This window comes from Hymenobacter sp. H14-R3 (assembly GCF_030063445.1).
GTDB lineage: Bacteria > Bacteroidota > Bacteroidia > Cytophagales > Hymenobacteraceae > Hymenobacter.
On sequence record NZ_JASITD010000011.1, the window covers coordinates 28,732 to 53,518 of the forward strand.

A 24,787-nucleotide genomic window follows, 5' to 3' on the forward strand; every position below is an offset into this window, starting at 1 on the left:
GTGTACTTTGAATTGCAAAGCTAAGCGTAAAAAAACAACGAGCTACCCGGCCGGCCGGGTGCTCAGCCTTCAAGCCAGCGGCGGCAGGCGGCGGTTTGGGCAGTGCTGGTGGTGAGGTCGCCGCCGTGCTTGAGCTTGATAAGCAGGCGGTTGTTGAAATAAGGCTCGGCTTTGGCTACGGCGTTGAGGTGCAGCAGCTCGCTGCGGTTGAGCCGAAAAAAACGGGCGGGGTCGAGCTGCTGCTCCCAGTCGGTGAGGGTGCCGGCCAGTGGGTGGCGGGTGCCGCGCTGGTCAATGGCGAACACCACGCCCTCCTCGGCTTGCAGGTAGGCCACCTCCTCCACGGGCAGCAGGTAGAAGCCGTTGTTGGGCTGGCGCACGGTGAGGCGCTGGCGGTAGCTGGGGGTGGCCGGGCGCAGGGCGGCCCGCAGCTGCTCGACGAGCGCCGCCGACAGGCCGGGCGGGGCGGCCGCCCCGGCATTGGCGGGGGCGAAGCTGGCGCGCAGGGCCTCGTACTTGGCCAGGGCCGCGGCAAACTGCTCGTAGCTAAAGGGTTTGAGCAGGTAGCCGATGCCGTTGGCCTGGAAAGCGGCCAGTAAAAACTGGTCGTAGGCAGTGAGAAAAATAACCGGGCAGGCCACGGGCACCTGCTCGTAGAGGCTGAACACGTTGCCATCGAGCAGCTCGATGTCGGAGAAGATGAGGGCCGGCGGCTCGGCGGCGTGGGCGGCAAACCAGGCCAGCCCCTTTTTGATGCTGCGCACCTCGTGCACATCAGCGGTGGGCAGGCCGTAGCGGGCCGCAAAGTCGCGAATCTGGGCGGCCGTGGGGGCCTCGTCTTCTATAATGAGTAAGCGCAAAGTGTTGATAATAAATAGGTTATGTTACTGAGTTCTGGGTCGGGGTGCCCTATGCCGAAGCAGCATTGGTAAATGTGGGGTTTACGTAATCTGGACTGCCCACCCACCCGGCCGGGGCTTGCGAATAAATAAACCCAGTGATAGGCGGCCCCTGCTGAGGGGGCCTGTGGTAGCCGGGGCCCAGCTCCCTCACTGGCTTGCCCGCACGCTGCCCAACCCATTGGCGTGCAGTGCCGTAGTGGCCGGCCGGCCCCGGTAGCGGATGGTGCCGATGCCAGCTGCCGTGGCTGCCAACGCCTGGGTTGCCGTTACTTCTTCGGTGCCGGTGCCCCGTAGGCTGGCCGTCGTTACCTTACTCAGCAAGCCGAAGCCATGGTAGGTGCCAACGCCCCGGATGCTCACCTGCTGCGTAGTGGTGGTGCCGCCCATGGTCACGGTGCCCGCCCCACTGATGGCCACGCTGGTACGGGTATTGGCGACCCGCAAAGTCAAGCTGCCCACGCCGGCTAGCTCCACGGCCGGGGTAGGGGCGGTGAAGGGCGTCAGCCCGGCCAGGGAACTGGTTCCGGCCAGGTGCAGCCGCGTTAGCTTAGGCAAGGTGATGGTGAGCTGAAGCCGCTCAGCGGGCTGCCAGGGCTGCCACCAGCCGGCCTTGTCGGCGGGCGAGTGAAGACGGAGGATGCCCCCCCGCGTGCGCGCCGTTAGGTGGTTGAGCTGGCGGGGCGACCCCGCCGCCACAATGCGCTGGGGGCTGCCTTCGGCCACCGTAACATCGGCAGCCCCCTCAATAAAGAGGCCCTCAGCGGTAGGCAAGGTAAGCAACCGGCTTTGGGGGCGGTCCCCGGCTAGTGCCCCTGGTGCCACTAGGCGGCCGGCCCCGGTTATGCCCAAACCGAGAACCAGGAGAAAGGGGAGGAGAAGGGTTTTCATAAAGGAGGGAGTAGTTGACAGGCAGCAGGGCACCTCACTAAGCAACGAGGCTCGTGCCAAGAAGAAGAGCGCCGGACGAGTGTTCTTGCAGTGCTACTGGCCCGGCACCTGGTGCAGTAGCGGCACCGTGACGGCAAAGCTGGCCGCTGAATTGTCGATTTGCACGGGCTGGCCGGCCAGCAGGCGGTAGCGCTCCTGCAGGTTGCGCAGGCCGGTGCCGCCGGGTTCGGGGCGGGTGTGCTTGGGGCGCTGGGGGTTGCGCACCCGCAGGCTTTGGGGGCTCACAAAGAGCGAGATAGCCAGCGGGTCGTCGTCGTCGCCGCTGTTGTGCTTGAGGGCGTTTTCGATTAAAATCTGGAGCGTGCCGGGCACGGTGTGCAGCCGGGCGGGGTCGAGGCCAGGGGCCAGGGTAGTTTCAAACGCGTAGGCCGCCCCGAAGCGGTGGCGCAGCAGGTACACGTAATCATCCAAAAATTGCAGCTCCTCGGCCAGGGTCACAAAATCGGCGTCGCGGTGGCGCAGCAGGTAGCGGTAGAGGTTGGCGAAGCAGCCCAGGTAGTGGCCCGCCACGGCGGCATCCTGCCCGATGAGCATGTGCAGCACGTGCAGGTTGTTGAACAGAAAGTGCGGGTCGAGCTGGGCTTTGAGGGCGCGCAGCTCGCTCTCGGTTTGGGCCTTTTGCAGCAGCAGCACCCGGTTCTGGGCCTCGAAGTAGCGCTTGCCGGTGAGCAGCACCGCCAGCAGGCCGTAGCTCTGGGCATGCTGCACGGCCGCGAATAAGATTCGCCCGGCGGAGATAGCGTGGGGTTTGCCGATTAAGTAGTCGTACAGGTAGAAGTAAGCCGCGCCGCTGAGCCCCACAAATACCGGTAGCAGCGCTAGCCCCAGCCCGCGCCGCCGGCCCAGCAACAGGGGCAGCAGGCCACCCAGCAGCAGGGCCACGGTAGCGGTGTCGAGCACTACCGTGCCCGCCACTTCGGGTAGCACCTGCCAGGCGCTGGCGTGGTTCTCGGCCCGGTATTGCACCAGTAGAATGGGGGCGACCACCAGCCAGTAGGCGGCCACAAAAACCAGGTCGGAGCGCGAGGGCCGCTGGGCGGCGAAGGGAGAATCCATGGCGTAAAGAAGGGGCAGGATGCGGGCGAACGGCCGGTTATTCGCGGTCCGTCTTTACGCGGCTGCGCTCGTCGTCGAGGCCAGTGGCGTGCTTACGGGCGGCAGTTAGCTTCTGATTACCAAAGGAGTAGGCCAAGCTAAGGCGCAGCTGGCGGGTTTCGCTCTGGGTAAGAAAGCGCAGGTCCATATTCTGGTAGCGCACGGTGCCGCGCTGCTGGTTGGTGAAAAACACATCGGTGGCCGCCAGGCGCAGCTGCAGCTGGTCGTGGCAAAAAGCCTTTTGCAGCCCCAATGAGGCCGAGCCGAAGGGCCGGAAGGCAATCAGTCCGTTGACCCCGCCCGAGTGGTAGAAGCCCGACACCTCCAGGCGCACGCCTTGGGGCAGGCGCACGGTGCTTTGCAGGTACACGATGGCCGAGAGCCGCCCGCCCCGGTACTCGCCGCCCAAATACTGGCCGTTATACTGGTTGTAAATGGTATTGACGCCCCCGTAGCCGCTCACGCGCTGGCCCAGGCTGAGCGGAAAGTTGAGGGTGGCGCTGTAATTATCGAGCCGGCCCAGGTTGGTAGTAGTCGAGTACAAGATGCTGTCTGGCTGGGCCGTAACGAGGCTGATGGCGTCGCTGGTGCGGTTGTAGGCGAGCGAGAGCACGGGCTGCTGCTGGTAGGTGAGGGCGGCGCGGTAGGCGCTGGTGAGCTCGGGCTTGAGAAAGGGGTTGCCCTGCTGGCGGCTGTAGGGGTCGAGGTAGATGATGCTGGGGTTCAAATCCTGGTAGCCGGGCCGGTCGATGCGCCGGCCGTAGCTGAGGTTGGCCCCCAGCTTTTTGGTTAGCTCCTTGGTTACCGAGAGGCTCGGGAAAAGCTGAAAATAGTCGCGGGCCACTGTGCGGGCCAGCGCCACTGACGTAGCCGCCGAGTGCGTTTGCTCGCCCCGCAGGCCGGCCTCCAGCTGCACGCCGCCCCACTGCCGGGCGAGGCTGAGGTAGCCGGCCGCCAGCCGCTCGGCATACTGAAACTGGTCGGAGCGGCCGGGTACGGGCTGCCAGCCGCCGGCCGCCAGCTCTGCAAAATCGAGTTGGCTGCTGATGGTGGCCGCGCTGATTTTGGCCCCCGCCGCCAGCTTGGCCCGGCCCAGCGGCTGGTGGTAATCGGCCTTAGCCGAGCGCAGCCCAATGGCCGTTTGCTGGTTGAAGCGCAGCTGCTGAATAGTACTATTGCTCAAATTATTAACCAGAATATTGCCGGTGCCCGCGCGGTAGCGGGAATAGTCGGCATCGAGGAGCAGCTCGCGGCCGGCTGAGTCCAGCGCCAGCTTGTAGTGCAGGTTGGCGGCGTAGCTGGTGGTGCGGCGCTGGTTGTCGTTGCGGGTGGTGGTGGCCAGCAGCTTATCGGCGCTGGTCACGTCGATGCGGTTCTCATACTCGACCTGCGTGCCGGCCGCGTAGCCACTCAGCAGCACGCCCAGCGTTTGGCGGCGGGTCAGGGGCAGGTCGGCCCCCACGCGGGCGGTGTGGGCGCCCACGGTGCGCGGCTGGTAGCTGCGCTGGGCGTAGGTCACCGCCTGGCCGGCCTCGGTAGTCAGGCGGTCGGTGTTGAGCTGCTCGTAGGTGCGGCGGTAGTTGTAGCCGTAGTTGCCAAACACGTTCAGGCCTTGGCGAGTGCGGTGGTTGAGGTCGAGCGCCGCGCCGGCCTTGCCAAAGCGGCCGTAGCCGGCCGTGCCCGTTACCGTGCCGTTGGTGCCCAGGTTGGCGTTTTTCTTCAGAATAATGTTGAGGATGCCCGCGCTGCCGGCCGCCTCGTAGGCCGCGCCGGGCTGGGTGAGCACCTCCACCCGGTCGATGCTGCTGCCCGGAAAGTCCCGGAGCACGCTCACCACGTCGGTGTAGTGGGTGGTGCGGCCGTCGAGCAAAATAGTGAGGCCCTCGCGCCCGGCCAGGCTCAGGCGGTTATTCTGCAGCACCAGGCCGGGTATTTTCTGCAGAATTTCGAGGGCGGTAGCCCCGGCGGCGGTGGGGCTGGCGGCCACGTTGAGCACCATTTTGCCGGGCTGCATTTCCAGCAGCGGCTTCTGGCCCACTACCTCCACGCCCTTGAGCTGCCGGGTGGCCGGGGCCAGGTAAATGGCGGGCAGCTGCCCGCCGGGCGCGGCACCCGGCAGCGCCAGCGGGGCCGAGCGGTACGGCTGGTAGCCCAGCAAAACAACGGTGAGCCGGTACTGGCCGGGCCCCACGCCACCAAATGTGAAGCGGCCATCGGCCTGCGCCACTACGTCGCGCACCCAGGTAGTGTCGCGCACCTGCCGCAGCAGCACCGTGGCAAAGGGCACGGGGTGCTGCTGCGCATCGAGCAGGCGGCCGGTGAGCGGGCCCGGGGTTTGAGCGCGGGAAAGCAAGGCTAGGGCCAATAGCGGCAGGAGTAGGCAGCGGCGCAGGACAGTCATGGCGTTTGGGAGAAAGATGAAACTTTCCCCAAAGCACTCCGCCCGCCCTGCCCGCCGCCAGCACCCACCATTGAACCAGGGGAAAAAGCTGCCGAATCCCCTGGAAAACCCCGCGAGTTGGCCGCTGCTGGCCGAAGCTGGCGCGAGTTTAGCGCAGCGTAACGCGTGCCCGGTATGGCAGGGAAGCCCCGCCTTCACTGCCGCGCCAGCGGCAAACGCGCGGTAGGCTCGTTGCAGCCGGTCGTTCGGATGCGAGGCCCGGCCGCGCCCGAATGAACGGCACGCGTTACGCTGCGCTGGGCTCGCGCCAGCAGCGGCCGAGCAGCGAACCCATTAAGTATTCGTTGGCAAATAATTTAGGTTAAAACAGACGGTCATGCTGACCTTGCCGAAGTGTATCTGCCGCGTAGCTATCTCTAGATGCTGAGATTACACTCGTGGTGAAGATGCTTCGGCAAGCTCAGCATGACGCTCTTACTAGCACACTAATTAGCAACGGGCGCGCACCGCCTCACTTGCCCACCAGCGCCGGCGCGGCCCCCACCTTCTTGCGCCGCCGCCCATAAATGCCCAGTATCAGCAGCGGCAGCAGCGTGAGCTCGGCCACCACGCCAAACAGCAGCGTGAGGCCAATGAGCAGCCCCACGTAAAACGTGCCGTCGAACGACGAGAACAGCAGCGTGCCGAAGCCGCCCACCAAAATGAGCGAGGTCACGATAACCGCCTGCCCGGCCAGGATGTAGGTGCGCCGCACGGCCTTGAATAAGTCGGGCTCGTGGCCCATGGTGAGGCGCAACTTGCTGATAAAGTGAATAGTATCATCCACGGCAATGCCGAAGGCAATGGTAAAGATGATGCTCGTGCTCACCTTCATATTCACGCCAGCCAGGCCCATTACGCCCGCCACCACCAAAATGGGCAGCAGGTTGGGGATGAGCACCACGATGGTCATGCGCACCGACTTAAACAGCACCAGCACGATAAGCGTAACCATGGCCACGTCGATGGCCATGCCCTGTATCATGTTGAGCGTTAGGTTCTCGTTGTTTTTGTCGATGAGGTTAGACGAGCCCGTGAGGCGCGTGCGTAAAACCGTGGTGTCGATGCCCGTGCGCAGAAACTGCCGCAGCGCCCCGTTGAGCGCGTCGGCCCGGATGCTGCCCACGTCCACCATGCGGCCGGTGAGGCGGCCGGCGCTGCCGTCGGGCAGGGCCAGGGCCCGAAACTCGGGCCGCTTGCGAAACTGACGCAGCGGCCCGCGCAGCCGCGCCAGCCCGGCCGAATCGGCCGGCAGGCGGTACTCGGCCAGCCCGCCGCCGTGCAGGGCCTGGTGCACGGTACGCACCAGCGTAGCCGGCGAGGCCGAGAATTTGAGGCCGTAGGTGGCGGCCAGGTAGCGCTCTATTTTCTCGGTTTGGGCCAGCACGGTGGGGTCAAATATTTTGCGTCCGCCGGCCGGTTTCAGCTCCAGCTCGAAGGGCCGCACGCCGGCAAAGTGGGTGTTGAAAAAGGCGAAGTCCTGCCGCACCGGGTCGCTCTTCGACAAGTCATCGAGCAGCGACGAGTTGATGCGCACCCGCGTGGCCAGCCCGATGCTGGCCACCAGAACGAGCCCGCTGAGCATAAACACCAGCCGCCGCCGCCGCAGCACGCCCATAAACAGGCGGCCCAGCACGCCGTCCCAGTCGTGGCCGTGCTTGCGCGGCTCGCGCAGGGCCGGCTTGTTGAGCAGCACTAGCATGGCCGGCAACAGCGTGAAGCTCAGCAGGAAAGCCAGAATAACGGCGATGCCCGTAAACAGCCCGAAGTTGTGAATGGGTCGGATGGTGCTCGTCATGAGCGTAAAAAAGCCGATGCTGGTCGTCAGCGCCGACAGCCCCGAGCCGAAGCCCGACTCCTTCATGGTGGTGCGCAGCGCGTGGCGCTTGCCCGCGCCGTAGCCCAGCTCGCTCACGTAGCGGCTGATAATGTGGATGGTATCCGACATGCCCACCACAAAGAGCATGAGCGGCAGCAGGGCCGTCATCAGGTCGATGCTGATGCCGCAGGCCCCCATCACGCCCAGGCCCCAGATGATGGCGCCCACTACCACCACCAGCGGCAGAATAACGCCCCACCAGGTGCGAAACGTGAGCCACAATAGCCCCATTACCAGCAGGAAAGACAGCGACATAAAGATAATCATCTCCCGCTGCAGGCGGTCCACAAACACGGACTGCGCCACCGCCTTGCCCGCAAAGTGCACCCGCGCCGCTGGCAGCCCGGCCCGCGCCAGGCCGGCGCGCAGCTGGGTCAGCAGCGAGTCGCCGGGCGGCTTCTTGAGGTCGGGCGTGGTTTGGATAACCAGCGCCACGGCCCGCGCATCGGGGCTGAATACGTTGCCCACCAGGCCGGGCGTTTGGTAAATCAGCGTCGAGTCGGCGGCGCGGCGGCTGGGGTCGGCGTGGTACTCGCCGGGGTGCAGGTAGGGCAGGGTGTAGGCCCCAATGCCCTCCACCACGGTTTGGCTGAGCGTGGTGGGGGAGGTGACGTGCAGCACGTTGCGCTGCCGCCGCGCCACGCGCGTGAGGCTATCCACCTGCACCAAAAAGGCGGGCGAAAAGGCCGTTTGGCCTGGCCCGGCCTCCAGGGCCAGCAGCAGGTAGTCGTTGTCGTTGCCGAAGCGCTGGGTGTAGCCCTGGTAGTAATCCAGGTCGGGGTCGCCGGCGGGATAAAAGTCGTTGAAATTGTAGTTGAAGCGCAGCTGGGCGGCAAAGTAGCCGGCCAGTCCCGTGAGCAGGGCCAGCACGAGCAGCGTGAGGTAGGCGGTTCGGCGAAGGGGCATAAAAGCAAGTAGCGCGGGCTTTGTAGTCCGCGTAGACATTGGGCAACCGCACCCGCTTCGGCATTTCCGAAACGCTTTGTACTTTAGAAGCCGCAACTACCAGCAACCCCCCGATTTCCCCAATTGTTTCTGCCTAAGCTCATGAAAAAGTCCCTGCTCGCCTTTGCCCTGCTGGCCTCGGCCGCCACTGCCTCCTTCGCCCACGACGGCGACAAGCCCGCCAAAGGCAAAAAAGCCGACCACTGCACCGGCGTAGCCGCCGCCAAGTGCGAGAAAGGCATGGCCGGCACCAGCATGGCCGGCATGCCCGCCTGCTGCCGCGCCAAAATGGCCACCGCCAAGGTTGCCGCGCCCGCTGCCGCCGAAGCAAAGCTGCCGGCCGTGAAGTCGATGTAAGTTATTGATTAATAGGTATTTATAAAAAAGCTGCCTAGCCCGGCGGCTTTTTTTGTTTGCTATTTCTAACGGTAACTAATGGCAACTATTGAAATTGTTACGCGCATCGATGCACCGCAGGAACGCTGCTTCTACCTGGCGTTAAGCGTTGATTTACACGCGGTTTCGGCTCGGCAAACAAATGAAGAAATAATAGCTGGGGTGCGCAGCGGCATCTTGCAGCTCCACGATTCCGTTACGTTTCGGGCGCGTCATTTTGGCGTTTGGCAAACGCTAACCAGCAAAGTGACGGCGCTCCGGGCACCTGCTTATTTTCGGGATGACATGCAGCAAGGGGCCTTCAAAAGCATGTGGCACGCGCATTACTTTGAGCCAGAAGGTGCTACCACGCTTATGCGCGACGTTTTTGTGTTTGCCTCGCCGCTGGGTTGGCTAGGCAAGCTGGTAGATGCCCTGGTGCTGAAACGCTACATGCGGCAGTTTTTGCAGCAGCGCGGCGCCGTGGTAAAACAGTACGCCGAGTCAGATGCCTGGCAGTCAGTTCTGCCCGTCGATTTGCCGGGTGCTAGGCCCACGTGAGGCGCTTGCTACCGCGGCCGGTTGCTGGGGCTGTGCGCTATTTTTACCCCACTATGCGCCAATACCAAGCCCTCCTCCGCGAAATCCTCGACCACGGCACCCTCAAAACCGACCGCACAGGCACGGGCACCCTGTCCATCTTTGGCCCGCAGATGCGGTTTAGCCTGGCCGAGGGCTTCCCGCTGGTAACCACCAAAAAGGTGCACCTCAAGAGTATTATCCACGAGCTGCTGTGGTTTTTGAAGGGCGACACCAACATTGCCTACCTCCAGGAGCACGGCGTGAAAATATGGGATGAGTGGGCCGACGAAAACGGCGACCTCGGCCCCGTGTACGGCCACCAGTGGCGCAGCTGGCCCGATGGCCAGGGCGGCCACATTGACCAGATTTCGCAGCTTATCAACCAGTTGAAAACGCAGCCCGACTCGCGCCGCCTGGTGGTGAGCGCCTGGAACGTGGCCGACCTGCCGGCCATGAAGCTGCCCGCCTGCCACGCCCTGTTTCAGTTTTACGTGGCCGATGGCCGCCTCAGCTGCCAGCTCTACCAGCGTTCGGCCGACGTGTTTCTGGGCGTGCCCTTCAACATTGCCTCCTACGCGCTGCTCACGCTCCTGGTGGCCCAGGTAACGGGCCTGCAACCCGGCGAATTCATCTGGACCGGCGGCGATACCCACCTCTACAGCAACCACTTGGAGCAGGCCCGCCAGCAGCTGGAGCGCGCGCCGCGCCCGCTGCCCACCATGCGCCTCAATCCGGCCGTGACGGATATTTTCGGCTTCCGGTTCGAAGATTTTCAGCTGGAAAGCTACGACCCCTGGCCTGCCATTAAAGCGCCCGTTGCGGTGTAACTTGGCGGCATGAGAACCGCCGCATGCTAACTCGAAACCTGGCCCTGCTGGGCGCGCTGCTGCTGGCCGGCGGGGGCGCCCACGCCCAGTACGCGGCCCCCGGCTTCCCGATGTTGCCCCACCGCCGCCCGCTGCCGCCCGTGGTAGAGCCGCCCAAGCTGCTCTCGCCGGTGCTCCCGCGCTTCTGGCACGAAACCGACGCCACCCGGCAGGCGGCGGGCCGCGACCAGTTTTTTGAGTTTGTGTCGCAGCAGGCCCACTACCCGCCCGCCGCCCGCCCGGCCCCCGGCCAGCCCAACGACCTCATGCCCACCGGCCGCATCCTGGTGAGCGTGCGCATTCGGGCCAACGGCTCGGTGCGCCAGCCCCCGCGCATCACCCGCCGCGAACTCAGTCGCCCCGAGGCCGAGTACCCGCCCGCCGCCATCCGCGCCCTCGACGCCGAGGCCCTGCGCGTGCTGGGTGCCCTGCGCTTCGTGCGCTCCCCGGCTGCCCTCGATTCGCTGGTGGTGCCCATGCGCTTTATTGCGGAGTGAGGCGCCACCCGAGGGAGTAGGAGCGGGAGCCGGCCGGCCGCCGTAATACCTTCGTGCCGGGCTGGCGGCAGCCCGCTTCAGCCCCCACTCATGCGCTTTATTCCTACGCTGCTCTTTGCTCTTTGCCTGGCGGGCCCCACGGCCCAGGCGCAGCAGCTCACCTTTGTGCACGCCAACGTGGTGGACGTGGCCACGGGCGCCATCCGGCCCGACCAGACCGTGGTGATACAAGGCCCGCGCATTGTGCGGGTGGAGGCCTCGGGCCGCGCCGCGCCGCCCGCGGGGCGCGTGGTGGATGCCACCGGGCAGTACCTGCTGCCGGGCCTCTGGGACATGCACACCCACGTGTATTTTGATGGCACGGCCCGCGCCGGTACTGACCTGATTTTGCCCCTGCTGCTGGCCAGCGGCATCACCGGCATCCGCGACATGGGCAGCCAGCTCGATTCCATTCTGCGGGCCCGCGCCGAGGTGGCGGCCCACCGCTGGCTGGGGCCGCGCCTCGTGGTGTCGGGCCCCATGCTCGACGGGGCCAAGTCGCCCTACCAGGCGGCCATTGCCATTGCCACCCCCGACGACGGCCGCCGGGCGGTGCGGCTGCTAAAGGCGCGGGGTGTCGATTTTATTAAAGTGCAGTCGTACGTGCCGCGCGCCGCCTACTTCGCCATTGCCGACGAGGCGCGCAAGGTGGGCCTGCCGCTGGCCGGCCACGTGCCCGATGGCGTGCGCGCCACCGAGGCCATTGCCGCCGGCCAGCGCACGTTTGAGCACCTGATTGGCATTTTTGAGGCCAGCTCGCCCGTGGCGGATGAGGATACGTACGTGACGGGCAGCGCGAAGTCGCCGGGCCGGTTTTTGGCCACCTACGACCCCGCCCGGGAGGCGGCCATTATCCGGCGGGTGGCGGCGGCCCGCGTGTGGCAGTGCCCCACGCTGTTTTGGGAGCGCGGGCAGTGGCTGGTCGACGCCATTGATTGGCGGGCCGACTCGGCCGGGCTGGCCTACGCCGGCCGCAGTTGGGTAACCCAGCGCTGGCCCAAGGCGCAGCGCAGCATTGCCCAAACAATGGATACTGAGCCGCTGCCGGTGCGCGAAAAATTCGTGGCCCACGAGCTGGACCTCGTGCGCCGGCTGCATGCCGCGCACGTCGATTTTCTGGCCGGCACCGATGCGCCGGCCGGCGTCGACCTGGTGCCCGGCCTGAGCCTGCACCAGGAATTGCAACGGTTTGTCGAGGCGGGCTTCACGCCCCTGCAGGCCCTGCAAACGGCCACCCTCAACCCGGCGCGCTTCTACCAGCGCATCCAGGATTTTGGCTCCGTGCAGCCCGGCCGCCTTGCCGACCTGCTGCTGCTGCGGGCCAACCCGCTGGCCAACATCGCCAACACCCGCCAAATCGCCGGCGTGGTGGCCGATGGCCGCTACCTGTCGCGCCCTGCTCTCGACAGCCTCCAAGCCCACCTGCGGCAGGTGGCAGCTAGTAAGTAACTGAGCTGCTATAGCCCGCTCAGCAGGCGTTGCCAGGGTGTAGGCAGTGGGTTAAATAGCTTATTATTAATGCTATGTATCGCCCGCACAGCCGCCACGTTAGCCGTGAAAACAGCTTCGGCGGCTATTAATTCTTTCCGTAGAAACAGCCCTTCGCGGCAGTCTATACCCTGCGCCCGCGCTACGCGCAATACCTCGGCGCGGCGCACGCCGGCCACGCAGCCGCTGGCCAGCGCGGGGGTGAACAACACGTTGGCCTTCACCCAAAAAATACCCGCCGCGCCCGCCTCCGCCACGTGCCCGGCCGCATCGCAGAGGATAATCTCGGCGAGCCCGCGCTGCTGGCGCTCGTGGGCGGCGCGCACGTAGAGCCACGCCTGCGGCCCCTTGCAAAAGCTGAGGGGGGAAAACAGCGAGTGCGTATCGTTTGCAAAATCAACTAGTTGCAGCGGCGCTTCGTCGGCCACAAAGGGCTCGGCGGTGGCCAGCCACTCGGCGGCAGCGGTGGGCGGGGTGTAGCGGCCGCCCCCAGCGCGCCACAGCTGCAAGCGTAGCCGGGCGGCGGGCAAGTGGTTGGCAGCCGCGAGGCGGGTCAGCGTAGTTTCCAGGGCCTCGGTAGTGGCCAGGGCGGCGGGCAGGGTGAGGTAGAGCGCGGTGGCGGCCCGCTGCATGCGGGCCAGGTGGCCAGCGGCATAGCGCAGGCGGCCACCAGTGGAAACCAGGGTTTCAAAAAAGCCGTCGCCGAAGGCCAGGCCGCGGTTTGGCAGGGGTAGTACAAAATTGGATGGGGCAAGCAGCTCGCCGTTGAAAAGTAGCATTGGCCGAAACTACTGCCGCCGGGCCCCCGCACTGGGAGCGGTACGTTGGGAGCGGGGGCCCGCGGACTGCGGCCCGGTCTTTGGGTGGCTGTGGTAACCTGCCGAGCCAGGGCAGCTGGAGCCACTAGCTTACCTATGCTGATGCCAGTGGTAAGGCATGCCTGCTGTTAAATCAGAATAATTGCAATTATTAGTAAAATAAATAGCCAACTTAGCTGTAGCAGCGCTAACAGCAGGGGTGAACAGCCGTAACCTGTTGCAGAGAGCAATTGGCCCACCTTTGCTTTTATACGGAAATCAGCAGGCAGAAATTAGGTCGTCATAATGGTACTTTACTAATAATAAAAATGAAGTTGTACATAAAATACATGGTTAGCGTGCGCTGCAAAAAGGCTGTGCAAGATAAGCTCGATAAGCTCGATAAGCTCGGGCTGCACTACGGCACGGTGGATTTGGGGGAGGTGGTATTCAAGCAGAGCATTACGCCGCAGCAGCATGACCAACTGAAGGTCGAGCTACAGGAACTGGGCGTAGAGCTGCTCGACCAGCATCAGGGCAAGGTAATAGAGCAGGTAAAGAAAGTTATCGAAAAAATGGTCTATCATGCTGATAGTCTGCCCAAAATAAAGAATTCGGAGTACATTAGTCAGCAGCTAAAGCGTGATTATACCTACCTGGCTACCCTGTTTTCGGAGGCTACCGGGGTCACCATTGAGCAGTCCATTATCAACCACAAAATCGAGCGCGTGAAGGAATTGCTCCTCTACGATGAGCTGACGCTGACCGAAATTGCCTATAAGCTCAACTACTGCAGCGTGGCCCATCTGTCGGGGCAGTTCAAGAAAACAACGGGTTTGACGCCCACTTTTTTCAAGCAGATGAAGCATAAAATGCGGCATTTATAGCGGGTAGGAATAATGCAAATTTTTTAAACAATAGCGTAAGATAGCCGGGTAGGAATAAGGGGAAATTTGCAGCGTAAAATTTATTCTGCCACTTACCTCTCATTCCTCCTCCATGAAAATTTTCTTACTCTTTGTGTCCACGGCTGCCGTGCTGCTGCACGCGCCGCAATCGGCCTGGGGGCAGGCGGCGCCACCGCTGGGCGCGGCGGCTAGCTTCGCGCTGTTTACGGCTGTGGGCGAAGTCAAAAACGCCGGCCCTACCATCGTCACGGGCAATATTGGCACCAACGCGGGCGCCTTCACCGGGTTTCCGCCGGGTGTGGTCAACAACGGTGCTATCTACGTAGCGACCACCTTCTCGACGCAGGCGGCTACCGACGTGCAAACGGCCTACCAGTATTTCTCGGACCATATTCCGTGCGCTACGCCGCTGGCTATTTACGGTGGCACGCCGGCCGTGACGCTGATTCCCGGCTCGTACTGCGTAACCGGGGCTACCACCCTGGCCGGCACGCTGATTCTGGATGCGGGCGGCGTGGCCAACGCCAAGTTTTACCTGCGCGTAATTGGTGGGGCCCTGACGACGGCCGCCAACTCGACGGTGGTGCTGGCCGGCGGGGCCACTGCCGACAATGTATACTGGCAGATATCGGGCGGGGCGGCCAACCTGGGCCAAAACTCCACCATGCAGGGCACGCTGCTCGTGGATGGTGCCATTAGTATGGACGAAGGAACGACGCTGATTGGCCGGGGGCTGTCGCGGGCAGGGGCTATTTTGCCTACTTCGACCCCCACGTTCATCAGCCGGTTCAGCTTGCCGGTCGTCACCACTACTTCGTGGCTGGGCACTGCCCAGGGCGGGGTCAGCACCGACTGGTACACGGCCGCCAACTGGTCGGCCGGCGTGCCTACCAGCGCGTTGGAGGCCATTGTGCCCACCGGCACTACCCCTTACCCGGTGATTGCCAGCGGCAGCGCTGCGGCTAAAAGCCTGACCATCGGCCGCACGGCCAGCCTCACGCAGGCCGGCGGCACGCTCGACGTGAAAAATACTATTGACAACAGCGGCACCATCAGCGCCACGGGCGGCACGGTAACCCTGAGCGGCGCTACCGCGCAGGCCATTGGCGGCAGCGGCAGCACCCAGTTCTGGGGCCTGACCGTAGCCAACACGGCCGGGGCCAGCCAGACCAACGCCATCAGCATTCACGGCATTCTGGCCCTGGCCAGCGGCAGCCTCAGCACCAACGGGCAGCGGCTGACGCTGCTTTCCGATGTGCTGGGCACGGCCCTGGTGGTGCAGAGCGCCGGCAATGTGGTGAGCGGCAACGCAACCGTGCAGCGCTACATCGACGCCAGCGGCAACATGGACGCCATCGGCTTTCGCCACTACAGCGCGCCGGTGAGCAACGCCACGGTGGCTAGCCTGAACACCCAATTGACTGGCGGCAGCTTCACGCCGGTAGTAAACGGGAGCTACAACGACGCGGCTATTTCTACCAGGGTAACGCCTTACCCCACGGCCTATAGCTACGACCAAAGCCGCCTGGCCGATGCCACGAAGGGCACCAACCTGTCGGCCTTCGACAAAGGCTACGCTTCGCCGGCGAGCCTGGCCGACCCGCTCGCCGTGGGCCTGGGCTACACCGTGCACATTGGCAATACCGAGAAGGTGCAGTTCACGGGTCCGCTCAACAACGGCAACCTCACCATTGGCGGGCTGCTGCGCGGCCCCCAGCCCGAAGCCGGCTGGCAGCTGGTGGGCAACCCGTATCCGGCCCCGCTCGACTGGAGCACGGTGAGCAACAGCCAACTCACGAACGTAGACCCCGCCGTATACGTGTTTCAGACCACCCAGGCCTACAAAGGGCGCTACTCATCCTTTACGAATAATGTGGGAGCCGGTACCGGCCTGCTTGCCACTGGCCAGGGCTTTTTCGTGCGCACCAGCACCGCCGGCGCTACCGGTAGCATCGCCCTCACCAACGCCAACCGCGCCACCACCTTCGCCGCCGAGCCCAAGTTTCAGCGCCTGGCGGCCGAAACCCGCCCCGTACTGCGCCTGAGCCTGGGCCTGGGCACCCAGGCCGCTACCACGGCCACGGCCCAGGATGAGGCATTTGTGTACTACGAGGCCGGCGCTACGGCGGGCTACGACGGCAAGTTCGATGCCTACAAGCTGCCCAACCCCAGCGGCTACTACCTGGGCACGGCCGCCCAGGTGCCCGCCGGCACCCCCGAGCTGGGCCTGAGCATCAGTGGCCGCGCGCCGCTGGCCAGCGCCTCGGCCACCGATGTGGTGCCCGTGTGGCTGAGCGTGCCGGCTGGCCGCTACAGCCTGACGGCTACCTCCCTGGTCAACTTTGCGGCCATGGCGGGCGGTACCGGCGTGCAGCTGCGCGATGCCCTCACGGGTACGCTCACTAACCTGGCTACCACGCCCAGCTACAGCTTCGAGGTGGACGCTAACGCCGCTAGCGCGGGCCGCTTCTCGCTCGTATTCGGGGCGGCCACGGCTTTGGCTACGGCGCCCAGCGCCGCGCTGAGCCAGTCGCTGGCCACGCTCTACCCTAACCCCACCGAGGCGGGGGAGGTAACGCTGGCCGTAACCGGCCTGCCCGCCGATGTGCGCAACGTGGAAGCCACGCTGGTCAACACCGTGGGCCAGGTACTGCGCCACTACACGTTGGCCGCTGCCCAGGGCGCGGCGCGCACCAGCTTGCCCACTACGGGCCTGGCCGGTGGCGTATACCTGGTGCGCCTGCGGGCGCAGAACGCCCAGGGCCAGCCAGTGGGCAACCTGCCCGCCCAGCGCCTCAGCCTGCGCTAGACCACTGGGCTAGCTGCACAATTAGCTTACCCGATTGCTCAGCCAGCCTGGTATCACTTTCCTTCCTCCTATATCACTCATTAGCTGATGCATAACTCTTTGTTTTCCTTGCGCCGCTTAGTCCTGCCGGCCTTGTTACTGGCCGGTGCCCTGGCTGGCCACGCCCAACCTGGCAACGGTGGCGGTACCGGCGGCGTGCCCGCGCCCGAGCCCCAGGCCGACCCCACGGCCGTGCCTATCGACGGCGGCGCCTCGCTGCTGCTAGCCAGCGGTGTAGCCTTCGGCCTAAAAAAACTCCGCGACCGTCGCCGCGCCCGCTAGCGGGCGCGCCTGGCAAAATAAGTAGCTAAAAAGCTGGCTCTTCCTTTTGGAAGAGCCGGCTTTTGTGCGTTCGGCCCACTCACCCGCCCCGCCGTAACGGCGCAAGAAGGCCCACCCCCAAAATCCGATTAATCCGAAAAATCCGCGGTCTAAACCAGCCCGAACCGCTTGCCCGGCAGCGCCCGCACCACGCCCCGAAACTCCAGCGTCAGCAGCAGCGCGGCCACGGCATGGATGGGCTGCTGGGCTTTCCAGGCCAGGTTGTCCATGTGCTCTTCGCGGCCCGCGGCGGCGGCCAGCACGGTGATGAGGGCAAATTCCTCGGCCGAAAAATCGGCGGCCGAGTAGGAGGGAGGCGGCTGAAACTTGCCGGTTTGGAACAGGGCGGCGTCCCAGTTGAGGAGCTGCTCCAGGTCGCGGGGCTCCTGGTAGAGGGCGGCCTTGTTGCTTTTAATGAGCGCGTTGCAGCCTTCGGAAGACGGTGCGCCCAGCGGGCCGGGCACGGCCAGCACGTCGCGGTCGTAGCTCAGGGCCAGCTCGGCCGTAATGAGCGCGCCGCCCTTGGCGGCGGCCTCCACCACCACCGTACCATCGGCGAGGCCCGCGATGATGCGGTTGCGCTGCGGAAAGTTGTAGCGGTCGGGTTGCGTGCCGAAGGCGAATTCGGTGAGCAGGCCGCCCGTTTCGCGCATTTTCTCGGCGGTTTTGCGGTGAGCGGCGGGATAAATAACGTCGAGGCCGGTGGCCATAACGCCCACCGTGAGCAGGCCCTCCTGCAAGGCGGCGCGGTGGGCCATAATGTCGATGCCGTAGGCCAGGCCGCTAACGATAAGGGGGTTGTGCGGCAGCACGCCCTTGAGGATGCGCTCGGTTTGCTCGCGGCCGTACTCGGTGGCCTGGCGCGTGCCCACCAGCGCCAGCACCTTGGGCGCGTTCAGGTCGGCGGGCCCCTGGTAGTAGAGCAGCGCGGGCGCGTCGGGGATGAGCTTGAGGCGGGTCGGGAACCGCTTATTCGTATAAAACAGAATTTCGACGCCCTCTTTTTCGGCCTTGCGCAGGCTGGTTTCGGCCTGGGCCAGCGCCTGGCCGCGCGCGGCCCCGGTAATAATTTTAACCGTGGCGTCGCCCACGCCCGGAATGCGCCGCAGCTTGCCGGGCGGCAGCAGAAACACGTTTTTGGCCGACGAGCCGTAGCTCATCAATTGCCGCGTGAGCTGCGGGCCGATGCCGGGCAGCAGCGTCAGGGCTAGCTCGTGGTAGAGGTCGTCGGTCATGGAGCGCGAACTAGGGGGCGTCAGTCAGGTAGCGCGAACTTTCCAGTTCGTGCGCGAGCGCAGCGAGTAGCCACGCGTGCGCGCCGTGGGGGAGGTAATTAACTTTAAAATAAGGGTAGGCGGCACGCACGCGTGGCTACTCGCTGCGCTCGTGCACGAACTGGAAAGTTCGCGCTACTCCGCCTTTTGCGCGGCGTCGATTTCCTTTTTTAGATTAGCCAGGAAGCCGCGCACTTTCTCCAGCGATTGAATTACGTCAATCTTATCCTTGAGCTGGCCGCCCTTCTGCTTGAGCATTTCGCGGGCTCCGGCAATGGTGTAGCCGCGCTCCTTAACCAGGTGATAGATAGTGCGAAAGATATCCACGTCGGCCTGGGTAAAGAGGCGGTTGCCCTTCTTGCTCTTGCGCGGGTTGAGCTCTTCAAACTCCGTTTCCCAGAAGCGGATGAGCGAAGTGGCCACGCCGAACTGCTCGGCCACCTCGCCAATGGTGAAGTACTGCTTGGTAATGTCGCGTTCTTTATAAGGCATAGCAATGTAGGGTAAGCTTTAGCTTGCCGGGGGTAGGAAGGTGCGGTAAGCCAACGCTTATCGGCGCGGCTGGCAAGCTAAAGCTTACCCTACTTCCTACCTTTGTACTTGCAAAGCAACGCCAAAAATAGGTGTATTTGCCTCTTGTCCCATGTCTCTTCCTACCGCCGCGCACGTTCGCCAGCAGTTTCTTGATTTTTTTGCCTCCAAGGGCCACCACATCGTGCCGTCGGCCCCGCTCGTGGTGAAGGACGACCCCACGCTGCTGTTTATCAACAGTGGCATGGCCCCGTTCAAAGACTATTTCCTGGGCAACCGGCCCGCGCCCTACAAGCGCATTGCCGATACCCAGAAGTGCTTGCGCGTGAGCGGCAAGCACAACGACCTGGAGGAGGTGGGCTACGACACCTACCACCACACCATGTTTGAGATGCTGGGCAACTGGAGCTTTGGCGACTACTTCAAAAAGGACGCCATCAACTGGGCCTGGGAGCTGCTCACCGACGTGTATAAGCTGGAGAAGGACCGCCTGTACGTTACTTATTTTGAGGGCGATGCCGGCGACGGCACCGGCCCCGACACCGAGACGCAGGACCTGTGGCGACAGTACACCACCGACGACCGCATTTTGCCCGGCAACAAGAAGGACAACTTCTGGGAGATGGGCGACACCGGCCCCTGCGGCCCGTGCACCGAAATCCACATCGACCTGCGCTCGGCCGAGGAGCGCGCCGCCAAATCGGGCCGCGAGCTGGTGAACGCCGACCACCCGCAGGTGGTGGAAGTGTGGAACAACGTGTTCATGGAATTCCAGCGCCTGGCCGACAAGTCGCTCATCAAGCTGCCCGCCCAAAGCGTGGATACCGGCATGGGCTTCGAGCGCCTGATGATGGCCGTGTCGGGCGTGAAATCTAACTACGATACCGACGTTTTCCAGCCGCTTATCCAGTTCATTGCCCAGGAGGTAGGCGTGGCGTACCACGGCACCGCGCCGGCCACGGTCACCGACCTGCCCACTACTGAAAACGAGAAAACCGACATCGCCATCCGGGTCATTGCCGACCACATCCGGGCCATTGCCTTCACCATTGCCGATGGCCAACTGCCCAGCAACGTGAAGGCCGGTTACGTCATCCGGCGCATCCTGCGCCGGGCCGTGCGCTACGCTTTTTCGTCGCTCAACCAGAAGCAGCCCTTCCTCTACAAGCTCGTGCCCGTGCTGGCCGACCAGATGGCTGGCATCTTCCCCGAGCTGAAAGCTCAGCAGGCGTTCGTGACGCGGGTAATTGAGGAAGAGGAGATTAGCTTCTTGAAAACGCTGGAAACCGGCCTGCGCCGCCTCGACGCGCTGGAGGAAGCAGCCCGCGCCAACGGCGGCGTTATCGACGGCAACACGGCCTTCGAATTGTCCGATACGTTCGGTTTTCCCTTCGACCTGACTGCTCTCATTGCTCGCGAAAAGGGCCTGACCGTGGACGAGGAAGGCTTCAAAAAGGCGCTGGCCGCCCAGAAAGGCCGCAGCCGCGGCGACCAGGAAACCGAGCAGTCGGACTGGGTAACCGTGACCGACACCGACGCGCCCAACGTGTTTGTGGGCTACGACCACGACGAGGCCACCGCCCGCCTGCTGCGCTACCGCAAAATCGAGAAGAAGGGCAAGGCCGAGTACCAGCTGGTGCTCAGCGAAACGCCCTTCTACGCCGAAAGCGGCGGCCAGATTGGCGACACCGGCTACCTGGAAAGCACTTTTGACAAGGTGCGCGTACTCGACACGCGCAAAGAAAACGACTTGCTCATCCACACCACCCTGGAGCTGCCGCAGGACCTGACGGCCGAGTTTATCGCGCGGCCCGACGCAGCGCGGCGCGCGCTTATTCGCAACAACCACACCGCCACGCACTTGCTGCAAGCCGCCCTGCGCCAGGTGTTGGGCAGCCACGTGCAGCAAAAGGGCTCGCTGGTGAACGAGAAGCTGCTGCGCTTCGACTTCTCGCACTTCACGAAGGTAACCGACGCGCAATTGCGCGAGATTGAGCAGCTGATAAACGAGCGCATTCGCCAGCAGATTCCGCTGGTTGAGCGCCGCAACGTGCCCATTGCCGAGGCTAAAACGCTGGGCGCCATGGCGTTGTTTGGCGAGAAGTACGGCGAGTTTGTGCGCGTCATCACCTTCGACAAAGACTACTCGGTGGAGCTGTGCGGCGGCCTGCACGTGGCCAACACGGGCAGCATCGGCTACTTCAAAATAACGACCGAAACCGCCGTGGGCGCGGGCCTGCGCCGCATCGAGGCCGTAACGGCCGGCGCGGCTGAAGCCTTTGTAGACCAGCAGCTTGACTTGCTGAGCGAGGTGCGCGAAACCCTCGGCAACCCCCAGCATTTGCTGACGTCGCTGGAAAAGCAAACCGAGGAAATCGCCGTCCTGCGCAAGCAGCTGGAGCAGTTTGCCCAGCAGAGCCTCAACCAGCAGAAAACCCAGCTCGTGGGCCAGGTGAAGGACCTGGGCGGCGTGAAGTTCCTGGCCGCCCAGGTGCAGGCCACCAGCGCCGACGACCTCAAAAAGCTGGCCTACGACCTGCGCCAGGCCGTGCCCGGCCTCGTGCTGGTGCTGGGCACCGAAATCGACGGCAAGCCCCAGCTGGCCGTGATGCTCGACGACGAGCTGGCCAAAGCCGGCAAGCTCAACGCCACCACCCTGGTGCGCGAGCTGGCCAAGGAGATTCAGGGCGGCGGTGGCGGGCAGCCGTTCTTCGCCACCGCCGGCGGCAAAAACGCCGCCGGCCTGGGGGCCGCCATTGCCAAGGCCGAGGCGCTGGTAGCTAAATATCTGTAAAACAAGCATATGCGCTTAGTAGCGTGGGTTAAGCAGGTAAGGGGGGCCGGGGCGCAAGCGCCGGCCCCCCTTGCGTTGGGGCCCGCGGCGCCGGCCGGCACCTACCTGGCGGCCGACCAGTTGCCGGGCCCCACGGCGGCCGGGGCCGCCTACTGCGTGGAGGTGCACCAGCAAGCCGGCCTCACCGAGCGGCGGCGCTACAACCTGCTCGACGGCCCCGCCTGGCTGGAGGAGCTGCTCGAAACCGGCCCTAATGCCCAGGGCCAGCCGCTGCACCGCCGCACCGCCGTACCCTGGGGCCAGGTAAGCAAGGAAATTGCGCGCTGCGGCGACCACCTCGGCTACCGCCGCTACTTTGCCAACGGTGACCTGGAGCTGAGCAAGCAGGCCCCCGCCGGCCGCGGCGATAGGAAGCAGATAGTCAGCGCTATCCAGCGGGCCTTCGTGTACCCGGCCCTGGCCCTGCGCAACCAGGAAGCCGCCCGGCTGGTGCTGGGCTTCACCGTGTCGGCTACGGGCCTTGTTATGGGTATTGCGGTGGTGGAAAGCGTGTCGGCCAGCCTGGACGAGGCCGGGCGGCAAGCCGTGGCCAGCATTGGCGGGCAGCGCTGGCGGCCCGGTTTTCAAAATCGCCGGGCCGTGGCGGTGCGCTATAAAGTGCCCATTACCAGCACTACCAGGTAGGCCAGCGCGCGTGGTTGCCTTGTGGGGGCCGGGGCTAGGCTGCCCACCCTGGTGGCTATTCTGCGTAAAGGGTACCCGGCGGGATTTAACTGAGTAGTTTGGCCGCCAACTCTTGTTCATAGGCGGTAGCTCCGGCGGCGAGCCGCTCAGATTTCCTGCCGCCTTTTCCTTCGTTAATAATGCCCGACCCTACTTCTACTAATACCGACGAGGAGCTGAATACCGCCAAGCAGGTGCAGCTCGAAAACGTGGGTGCCCTCAACCGCCAGCAGCTCACGCCCGCCGCCGCTGCCGAACGCCAGGGCCACGACGTGCCCGGCCACGACCACGCGGACCACGACCACGCCTGGCACTCGCACGACGACCTGGGCGACGACGACGGCCACAGCCACGGCCCGGCCGGGGCCAACCCCTACCTGCTGCCCGGCCTCAGCCTGGCGCTGCTGCTGGCGGGGCTGGCGCTGGACTACTTCCACGCGGGCTTTTTTGCGGGCCTTGTGCGGCCGCTGTGGTACGGGCTGGCCTTCGGGCTGGTGGGCTGGAACGTGGTGAAGGCCGCCGTGCTCAGCATTCCGAGCGGTAATATTTTCAACGAATTCCTGCTGATGAGCATTGCCACCATCGGGGCCTTCGCCATTGGCGAATACCCGGAGGGCGTGGCCGTGATGCTGTTCTACACCGTGGGCGAGCTGTTTCAGGACGCGGCCGTGAACCGGGCCAAGCGCAGCATCAAGGCGCTGCTCGAAATTCAGGCCACCGAGGTAACGGTGCTGCGCGCCGGCCAGCCGCTGGTAATCGACCCCAAGGCCGTGCAAGTGGGCGACGTGATGGAAGTGCGCCCCGGCGAAAAAGTGGCCCTCGACGGTACCCTCAACGCCCGGGCGGCCAGCTTCAACACGGCCGCCCTCACCGGCGAGTCGGCCCCGCAAACCAAGCAGCCCGGCGAGGCCGTGCTGGCCGGCATGATTAACCTGGAGAGCCTGGTGCAAATCACCGTCACGGCCGCTTTTCAGGATACCAAGCTCGCCAAAATTCTGGCGATGGTGCAAACTGCGGTGGGCCGCAAGGCCAAAACGCAGCAGTTTATTACCAAGTTTGCGAAAGTGTACACGCCCATTGTGGTGGGGCTGGCTACGCTGCTGGTGCTGGTGCCCTACTTTGTGGTGAGCGACTACGTGTTTCGCGACTGGCTCTACCGGGCGCTGGTGTTCCTGGTTATTTCGTGCCCCTGCGCGCTGGTTATCAGCATTCCGCTGGGCTACTTCGGCGGCATCGGGGCCGCCTCGCGGGCCGGCATCCTGTTCAAGGGCTCCAACTTTCTCGACGTGCTGCGCGAGATTGACACCGTGGTAATGGATAAAACCGGTACCCTCACCCAGGGCGTGTTTGCCGTGCAGCAGGTGCAACCCGCGCCCGGCACCGAGGCCGCGCAACTGCTGCGGCTGGTAGGCGCCCTCGAAGCCAAATCGACGCACCCCATTGCCAAGGCGGTAGTAACCCACGTGGGCCCCGCCGCCACCGGCGTGCCGGTCGAAAACGTGGAGGAAATTGCCGGCCACGGCCTGCGCGGCCGCGTGGATGGCCGCCAGGTACTGGCCGGCAACACCAAGCTGCTCAGCAAGTTCGCTATCAGCTACCCCGCCGAGGTAGACGAGGTAGTCGATAGCATTGTGGTGGCCGCCATCGACGGGCAGTACGCCGGCTACCTCACCGTGGCCGATGCCCCCAAAGCCGACGCCGCCCAGGCCGTGCGCGAGCTGCGCGCCGATGGCATTACCCGCCTGGTCATGCTCTCGGGCGATAAGGGCAGCATCGTGCAGCGCGTAGCCAAAGAGCTGGGTATCAGCGAGGCGCACGGCGACTTGCTGCCCGAAGACAAGGCCCGCTTCGTGCAGCAGTTCCTGGACGAGGGCCGCAAGCTGGCCTTCGTGGGCGACGGCGTGAACGACGCCCCCGTGGTGGCCCTGGCCAACGTGGGCATCGCCATGGGCGGCCTCGGCTCCGACGCCACCATTGAAACGGCCGACGTCGTTATCCAGACCGACCACCCCAGCAAAATCGCCACCGCCCGCCGCATCGCCCGCGCCACCCACCGCGTAGTGTGGCAGAATATCTGGCTGGCCTTTGCCGTAAAAGCCGTGGTGCTGGCCCTCGGCGCGGGCGGCCTGGCCACCATGTGGGAAGCCGTCTTTGCCGACGTAGGTGTGGCGCTACTGGCCATTCTCAACGCCGTGCGCATTCAGCGCATGGATTTCACGAAGCCGTAGGGACTGGCTGAGCGGCGGCTGAAGTTTAACCGTGTACGCTCCCGCTTTAGCCAATCTAGCTATCAAAAGCTAGGCGTAACGCGCGCTATTTCAAGCAAAAAGGGCACCTTCCACGTTTGCGGAAGGTGCCCTTTTTTAGATAGCTGAGCCTCCTGTCGGACTCGAACCAACGACCCTCTGATTACAAGTCAGAAGCTCTACCAACTGAGCTAAGGAGGCTTAATCGTAGGGCAAAAGTAAGCTGAAAAAGGTGGCCCGGCAAACTGGCCGGGCAATAAAAAAGGGTCGTGCCAGCTGGCACGACCCT

19 protein-coding genes and 1 tRNA gene are annotated in these 24,787 nt (G+C 64.3%); 11 read left to right on the forward strand and 9 right to left on the reverse strand.

Annotated features, from left to right (window positions below; translation table 11 throughout):
- Nucleotides 1-62: 62 nt before the first annotated feature.
- The 5 genes from QMK33_RS11615 to QMK33_RS11635 form a co-directional block, all read right to left on the reverse strand.
- A complete protein-coding gene (locus QMK33_RS11615; RefSeq protein WP_283564754.1) occupies nucleotides 63-860 on the reverse strand; it encodes a LytR/AlgR family response regulator transcription factor in 798 nt (265 codons plus the stop codon).
- 189 nt (nucleotides 861-1,049) lie between these two features.
- Entirely contained in the window at nucleotides 1,050-1,673 is a 624-nt protein-coding gene (locus QMK33_RS11620) for a GIN domain-containing protein (protein WP_283564755.1), read from the reverse strand.
- A 210-nt stretch (nucleotides 1,674-1,883) separates the two neighbouring features.
- Nucleotides 1,884-2,906, reverse strand: coding sequence for a sensor histidine kinase (locus QMK33_RS11625; protein WP_283564756.1), 1,023 nt, complete (start codon nucleotides 2,904-2,906; stop codon nucleotides 1,884-1,886).
- Nucleotides 2,907-2,943: 37 nt separating this feature from the next.
- Nucleotides 2,944-5,346, reverse strand: coding sequence for an outer membrane beta-barrel protein (locus QMK33_RS11630; RefSeq protein ID WP_283564757.1), 2,403 nt, complete (start codon nucleotides 5,344-5,346; stop codon nucleotides 2,944-2,946).
- 511 nt (nucleotides 5,347-5,857) lie between these two features.
- The gene (locus tag QMK33_RS11635; protein WP_283564758.1) at nucleotides 5,858-8,170 is read right to left on the reverse strand and encodes an efflux RND transporter permease subunit; all 2,313 of its coding nucleotides are present in this window, start codon (nucleotides 8,168-8,170) and stop codon (nucleotides 5,858-5,860) included.
- Nucleotides 8,171-8,311: 141 nt separating this feature from the next.
- On the opposite strand from QMK33_RS11635, the gene QMK33_RS11640 reads away from it, so the two are divergent.
- From QMK33_RS11640 to QMK33_RS11660, 5 genes are all read left to right on the forward strand, one after another.
- Nucleotides 8,312-8,566 (forward strand): hypothetical protein, encoded by a 255-nt coding sequence (locus QMK33_RS11640; RefSeq protein ID WP_283564759.1) that lies wholly within the window; start codon nucleotides 8,312-8,314, stop codon nucleotides 8,564-8,566.
- Between the two features lie 78 nt (nucleotides 8,567-8,644).
- Nucleotides 8,645-9,145 carry an SRPBCC family protein gene (locus QMK33_RS11645; RefSeq protein WP_283564760.1) on the forward strand — a complete coding sequence of 167 codons (501 nt, stop codon included), beginning with the start codon at nucleotides 8,645-8,647 and terminating at the stop codon, nucleotides 9,143-9,145.
- A 53-nt stretch (nucleotides 9,146-9,198) separates the two neighbouring features.
- A complete protein-coding gene (locus QMK33_RS11650; RefSeq protein WP_283564761.1) occupies nucleotides 9,199-9,993 on the forward strand; it encodes a thymidylate synthase in 795 nt (264 codons plus the stop codon).
- A gap of 23 nt (nucleotides 9,994-10,016) precedes the next feature.
- The gene (locus QMK33_RS11655; RefSeq protein ID WP_283564762.1) at nucleotides 10,017-10,529 is read left to right on the forward strand and encodes a hypothetical protein; all 513 of its coding nucleotides are present in this window, start codon (nucleotides 10,017-10,019) and stop codon (nucleotides 10,527-10,529) included.
- Nucleotides 10,530-10,619: 90 nt separating this feature from the next.
- Complete coding sequence (locus tag QMK33_RS11660) at nucleotides 10,620-12,017, forward strand: amidohydrolase family protein (protein WP_283564763.1); 1,398 nt, start codon at nucleotides 10,620-10,622, stop codon at nucleotides 12,015-12,017.
- Nucleotides 12,018-12,025: 8 nt separating this feature from the next.
- On the opposite strand, the gene QMK33_RS11665 is transcribed toward QMK33_RS11660, so the two are convergent.
- Nucleotides 12,026-12,835 (reverse strand): aminotransferase class IV, encoded by an 810-nt coding sequence (locus QMK33_RS11665; protein WP_283564764.1) that lies wholly within the window; start codon nucleotides 12,833-12,835, stop codon nucleotides 12,026-12,028.
- Nucleotides 12,836-13,182: 347 nt separating this feature from the next.
- On the opposite strand from QMK33_RS11665, the gene QMK33_RS11670 reads away from it, so the two are divergent.
- From QMK33_RS11670 to QMK33_RS11680, 3 genes are all read left to right on the forward strand, one after another.
- Entirely contained in the window at nucleotides 13,183-13,740 is a 558-nt protein-coding gene (locus tag QMK33_RS11670; protein ID WP_283564765.1) for a helix-turn-helix domain-containing protein, read from the forward strand.
- A 112-nt stretch (nucleotides 13,741-13,852) separates the two neighbouring features.
- Entirely contained in the window at nucleotides 13,853-16,570 is a 2,718-nt protein-coding gene (locus tag QMK33_RS11675; protein ID WP_283564766.1) for a DUF8693 domain-containing protein, read from the forward strand.
- Nucleotides 16,571-16,678: 108 nt separating this feature from the next.
- The gene (locus QMK33_RS11680) at nucleotides 16,679-16,891 is read left to right on the forward strand and encodes a PID-CTERM protein-sorting domain-containing protein (protein ID WP_283564767.1); all 213 of its coding nucleotides are present in this window, start codon (nucleotides 16,679-16,681) and stop codon (nucleotides 16,889-16,891) included.
- 149 nt (nucleotides 16,892-17,040) lie between these two features.
- Here QMK33_RS11680 and dprA read toward each other — a convergent pair whose 3' ends face one another.
- The gene (dprA, locus tag QMK33_RS11685; RefSeq protein ID WP_283564768.1) at nucleotides 17,041-18,165 is read right to left on the reverse strand and encodes a DNA-processing protein DprA; all 1,125 of its coding nucleotides are present in this window, start codon (nucleotides 18,163-18,165) and stop codon (nucleotides 17,041-17,043) included.
- A 174-nt stretch (nucleotides 18,166-18,339) separates the two neighbouring features.
- Nucleotides 18,340-18,696 (reverse strand): MerR family transcriptional regulator, encoded by a 357-nt coding sequence (locus tag QMK33_RS11690; protein ID WP_283564769.1) that lies wholly within the window; start codon nucleotides 18,694-18,696, stop codon nucleotides 18,340-18,342.
- A gap of 151 nt (nucleotides 18,697-18,847) precedes the next feature.
- Between QMK33_RS11690 and alaS the strand changes: the two genes are divergently transcribed.
- The 3 genes from alaS to QMK33_RS11705 all read left to right on the forward strand — a co-directional run bounded on the left by alaS (nucleotide 18,848) and on the right by QMK33_RS11705 (nucleotide 24,480).
- On the forward strand, nucleotides 18,848-21,529 hold the full coding sequence (gene alaS / locus QMK33_RS11695) for an alanine--tRNA ligase (protein ID WP_283564770.1): 2,682 nt from the start codon (nucleotides 18,848-18,850) through the stop codon (nucleotides 21,527-21,529).
- A 9-nt stretch (nucleotides 21,530-21,538) separates the two neighbouring features.
- On the forward strand, nucleotides 21,539-22,213 hold the full coding sequence (locus QMK33_RS11700) for an energy transducer TonB (protein ID WP_283564771.1): 675 nt from the start codon (nucleotides 21,539-21,541) through the stop codon (nucleotides 22,211-22,213).
- Nucleotides 22,214-22,392: 179 nt separating this feature from the next.
- Nucleotides 22,393-24,480: a heavy metal translocating P-type ATPase gene (locus QMK33_RS11705; protein ID WP_283564772.1), complete on the forward strand. Its 2,088-nt coding sequence runs from the start codon at nucleotides 22,393-22,395 to the stop codon at nucleotides 24,478-24,480.
- 146 nt (nucleotides 24,481-24,626) lie between these two features.
- Here the strand turns inward: QMK33_RS11705 and QMK33_RS11710 are convergent.
- Nucleotides 24,627-24,699, reverse strand: a tRNA-Thr gene (locus QMK33_RS11710).
- Nucleotides 24,700-24,787 lie beyond the last annotated feature (88 nt).

Coding starts and splice junctions, on each gene's coding strand:
- QMK33_RS11625 (WP_283564756.1), bottom strand. CDS start 2,906: ATGGATTCTCCCTTCGCCGCCCAGCGGCCCTCGCGCTCCGACCTGGTT.
- QMK33_RS11630 (WP_283564757.1), bottom strand. CDS start 5,346: ATGACTGTCCTGCGCCGCTGCCTACTCCTGCCGCTATTGGCCCTAGCC.
- QMK33_RS11635 (WP_283564758.1), bottom strand. CDS start 8,170: ATGCCCCTTCGCCGAACCGCCTACCTCACGCTGCTCGTGCTGGCCCTG.
- QMK33_RS11640 (WP_283564759.1), top strand. CDS start 8,312: ATGAAAAAGTCCCTGCTCGCCTTTGCCCTGCTGGCCTCGGCCGCCACT.
- QMK33_RS11645 (WP_283564760.1), top strand. CDS start 8,645: ATGGCAACTATTGAAATTGTTACGCGCATCGATGCACCGCAGGAACGC.
- QMK33_RS11650 (WP_283564761.1), top strand. CDS start 9,199: ATGCGCCAATACCAAGCCCTCCTCCGCGAAATCCTCGACCACGGCACC.
- QMK33_RS11655 (WP_283564762.1), top strand. CDS start 10,017: ATGCTAACTCGAAACCTGGCCCTGCTGGGCGCGCTGCTGCTGGCCGGC.
- QMK33_RS11660 (WP_283564763.1), top strand. CDS start 10,620: ATGCGCTTTATTCCTACGCTGCTCTTTGCTCTTTGCCTGGCGGGCCCC.
- QMK33_RS11665 (WP_283564764.1), bottom strand. CDS start 12,835: ATGCTACTTTTCAACGGCGAGCTGCTTGCCCCATCCAATTTTGTACTA.
- QMK33_RS11670 (WP_283564765.1), top strand. CDS start 13,183: ATGAAGTTGTACATAAAATACATGGTTAGCGTGCGCTGCAAAAAGGCT.
- QMK33_RS11675 (WP_283564766.1), top strand. CDS start 13,853: ATGAAAATTTTCTTACTCTTTGTGTCCACGGCTGCCGTGCTGCTGCAC.
- dprA (WP_283564768.1), bottom strand. CDS start 18,165: ATGACCGACGACCTCTACCACGAGCTAGCCCTGACGCTGCTGCCCGGC.
- QMK33_RS11690 (WP_283564769.1), bottom strand. CDS start 18,696: ATGCCTTATAAAGAACGCGACATTACCAAGCAGTACTTCACCATTGGC.
- alaS (WP_283564770.1), top strand. CDS start 18,848: ATGTCTCTTCCTACCGCCGCGCACGTTCGCCAGCAGTTTCTTGATTTT.
- QMK33_RS11700 (WP_283564771.1), top strand. CDS start 21,539: ATGCGCTTAGTAGCGTGGGTTAAGCAGGTAAGGGGGGCCGGGGCGCAA.
- QMK33_RS11705 (WP_283564772.1), top strand. CDS start 22,393: ATGCCCGACCCTACTTCTACTAATACCGACGAGGAGCTGAATACCGCC.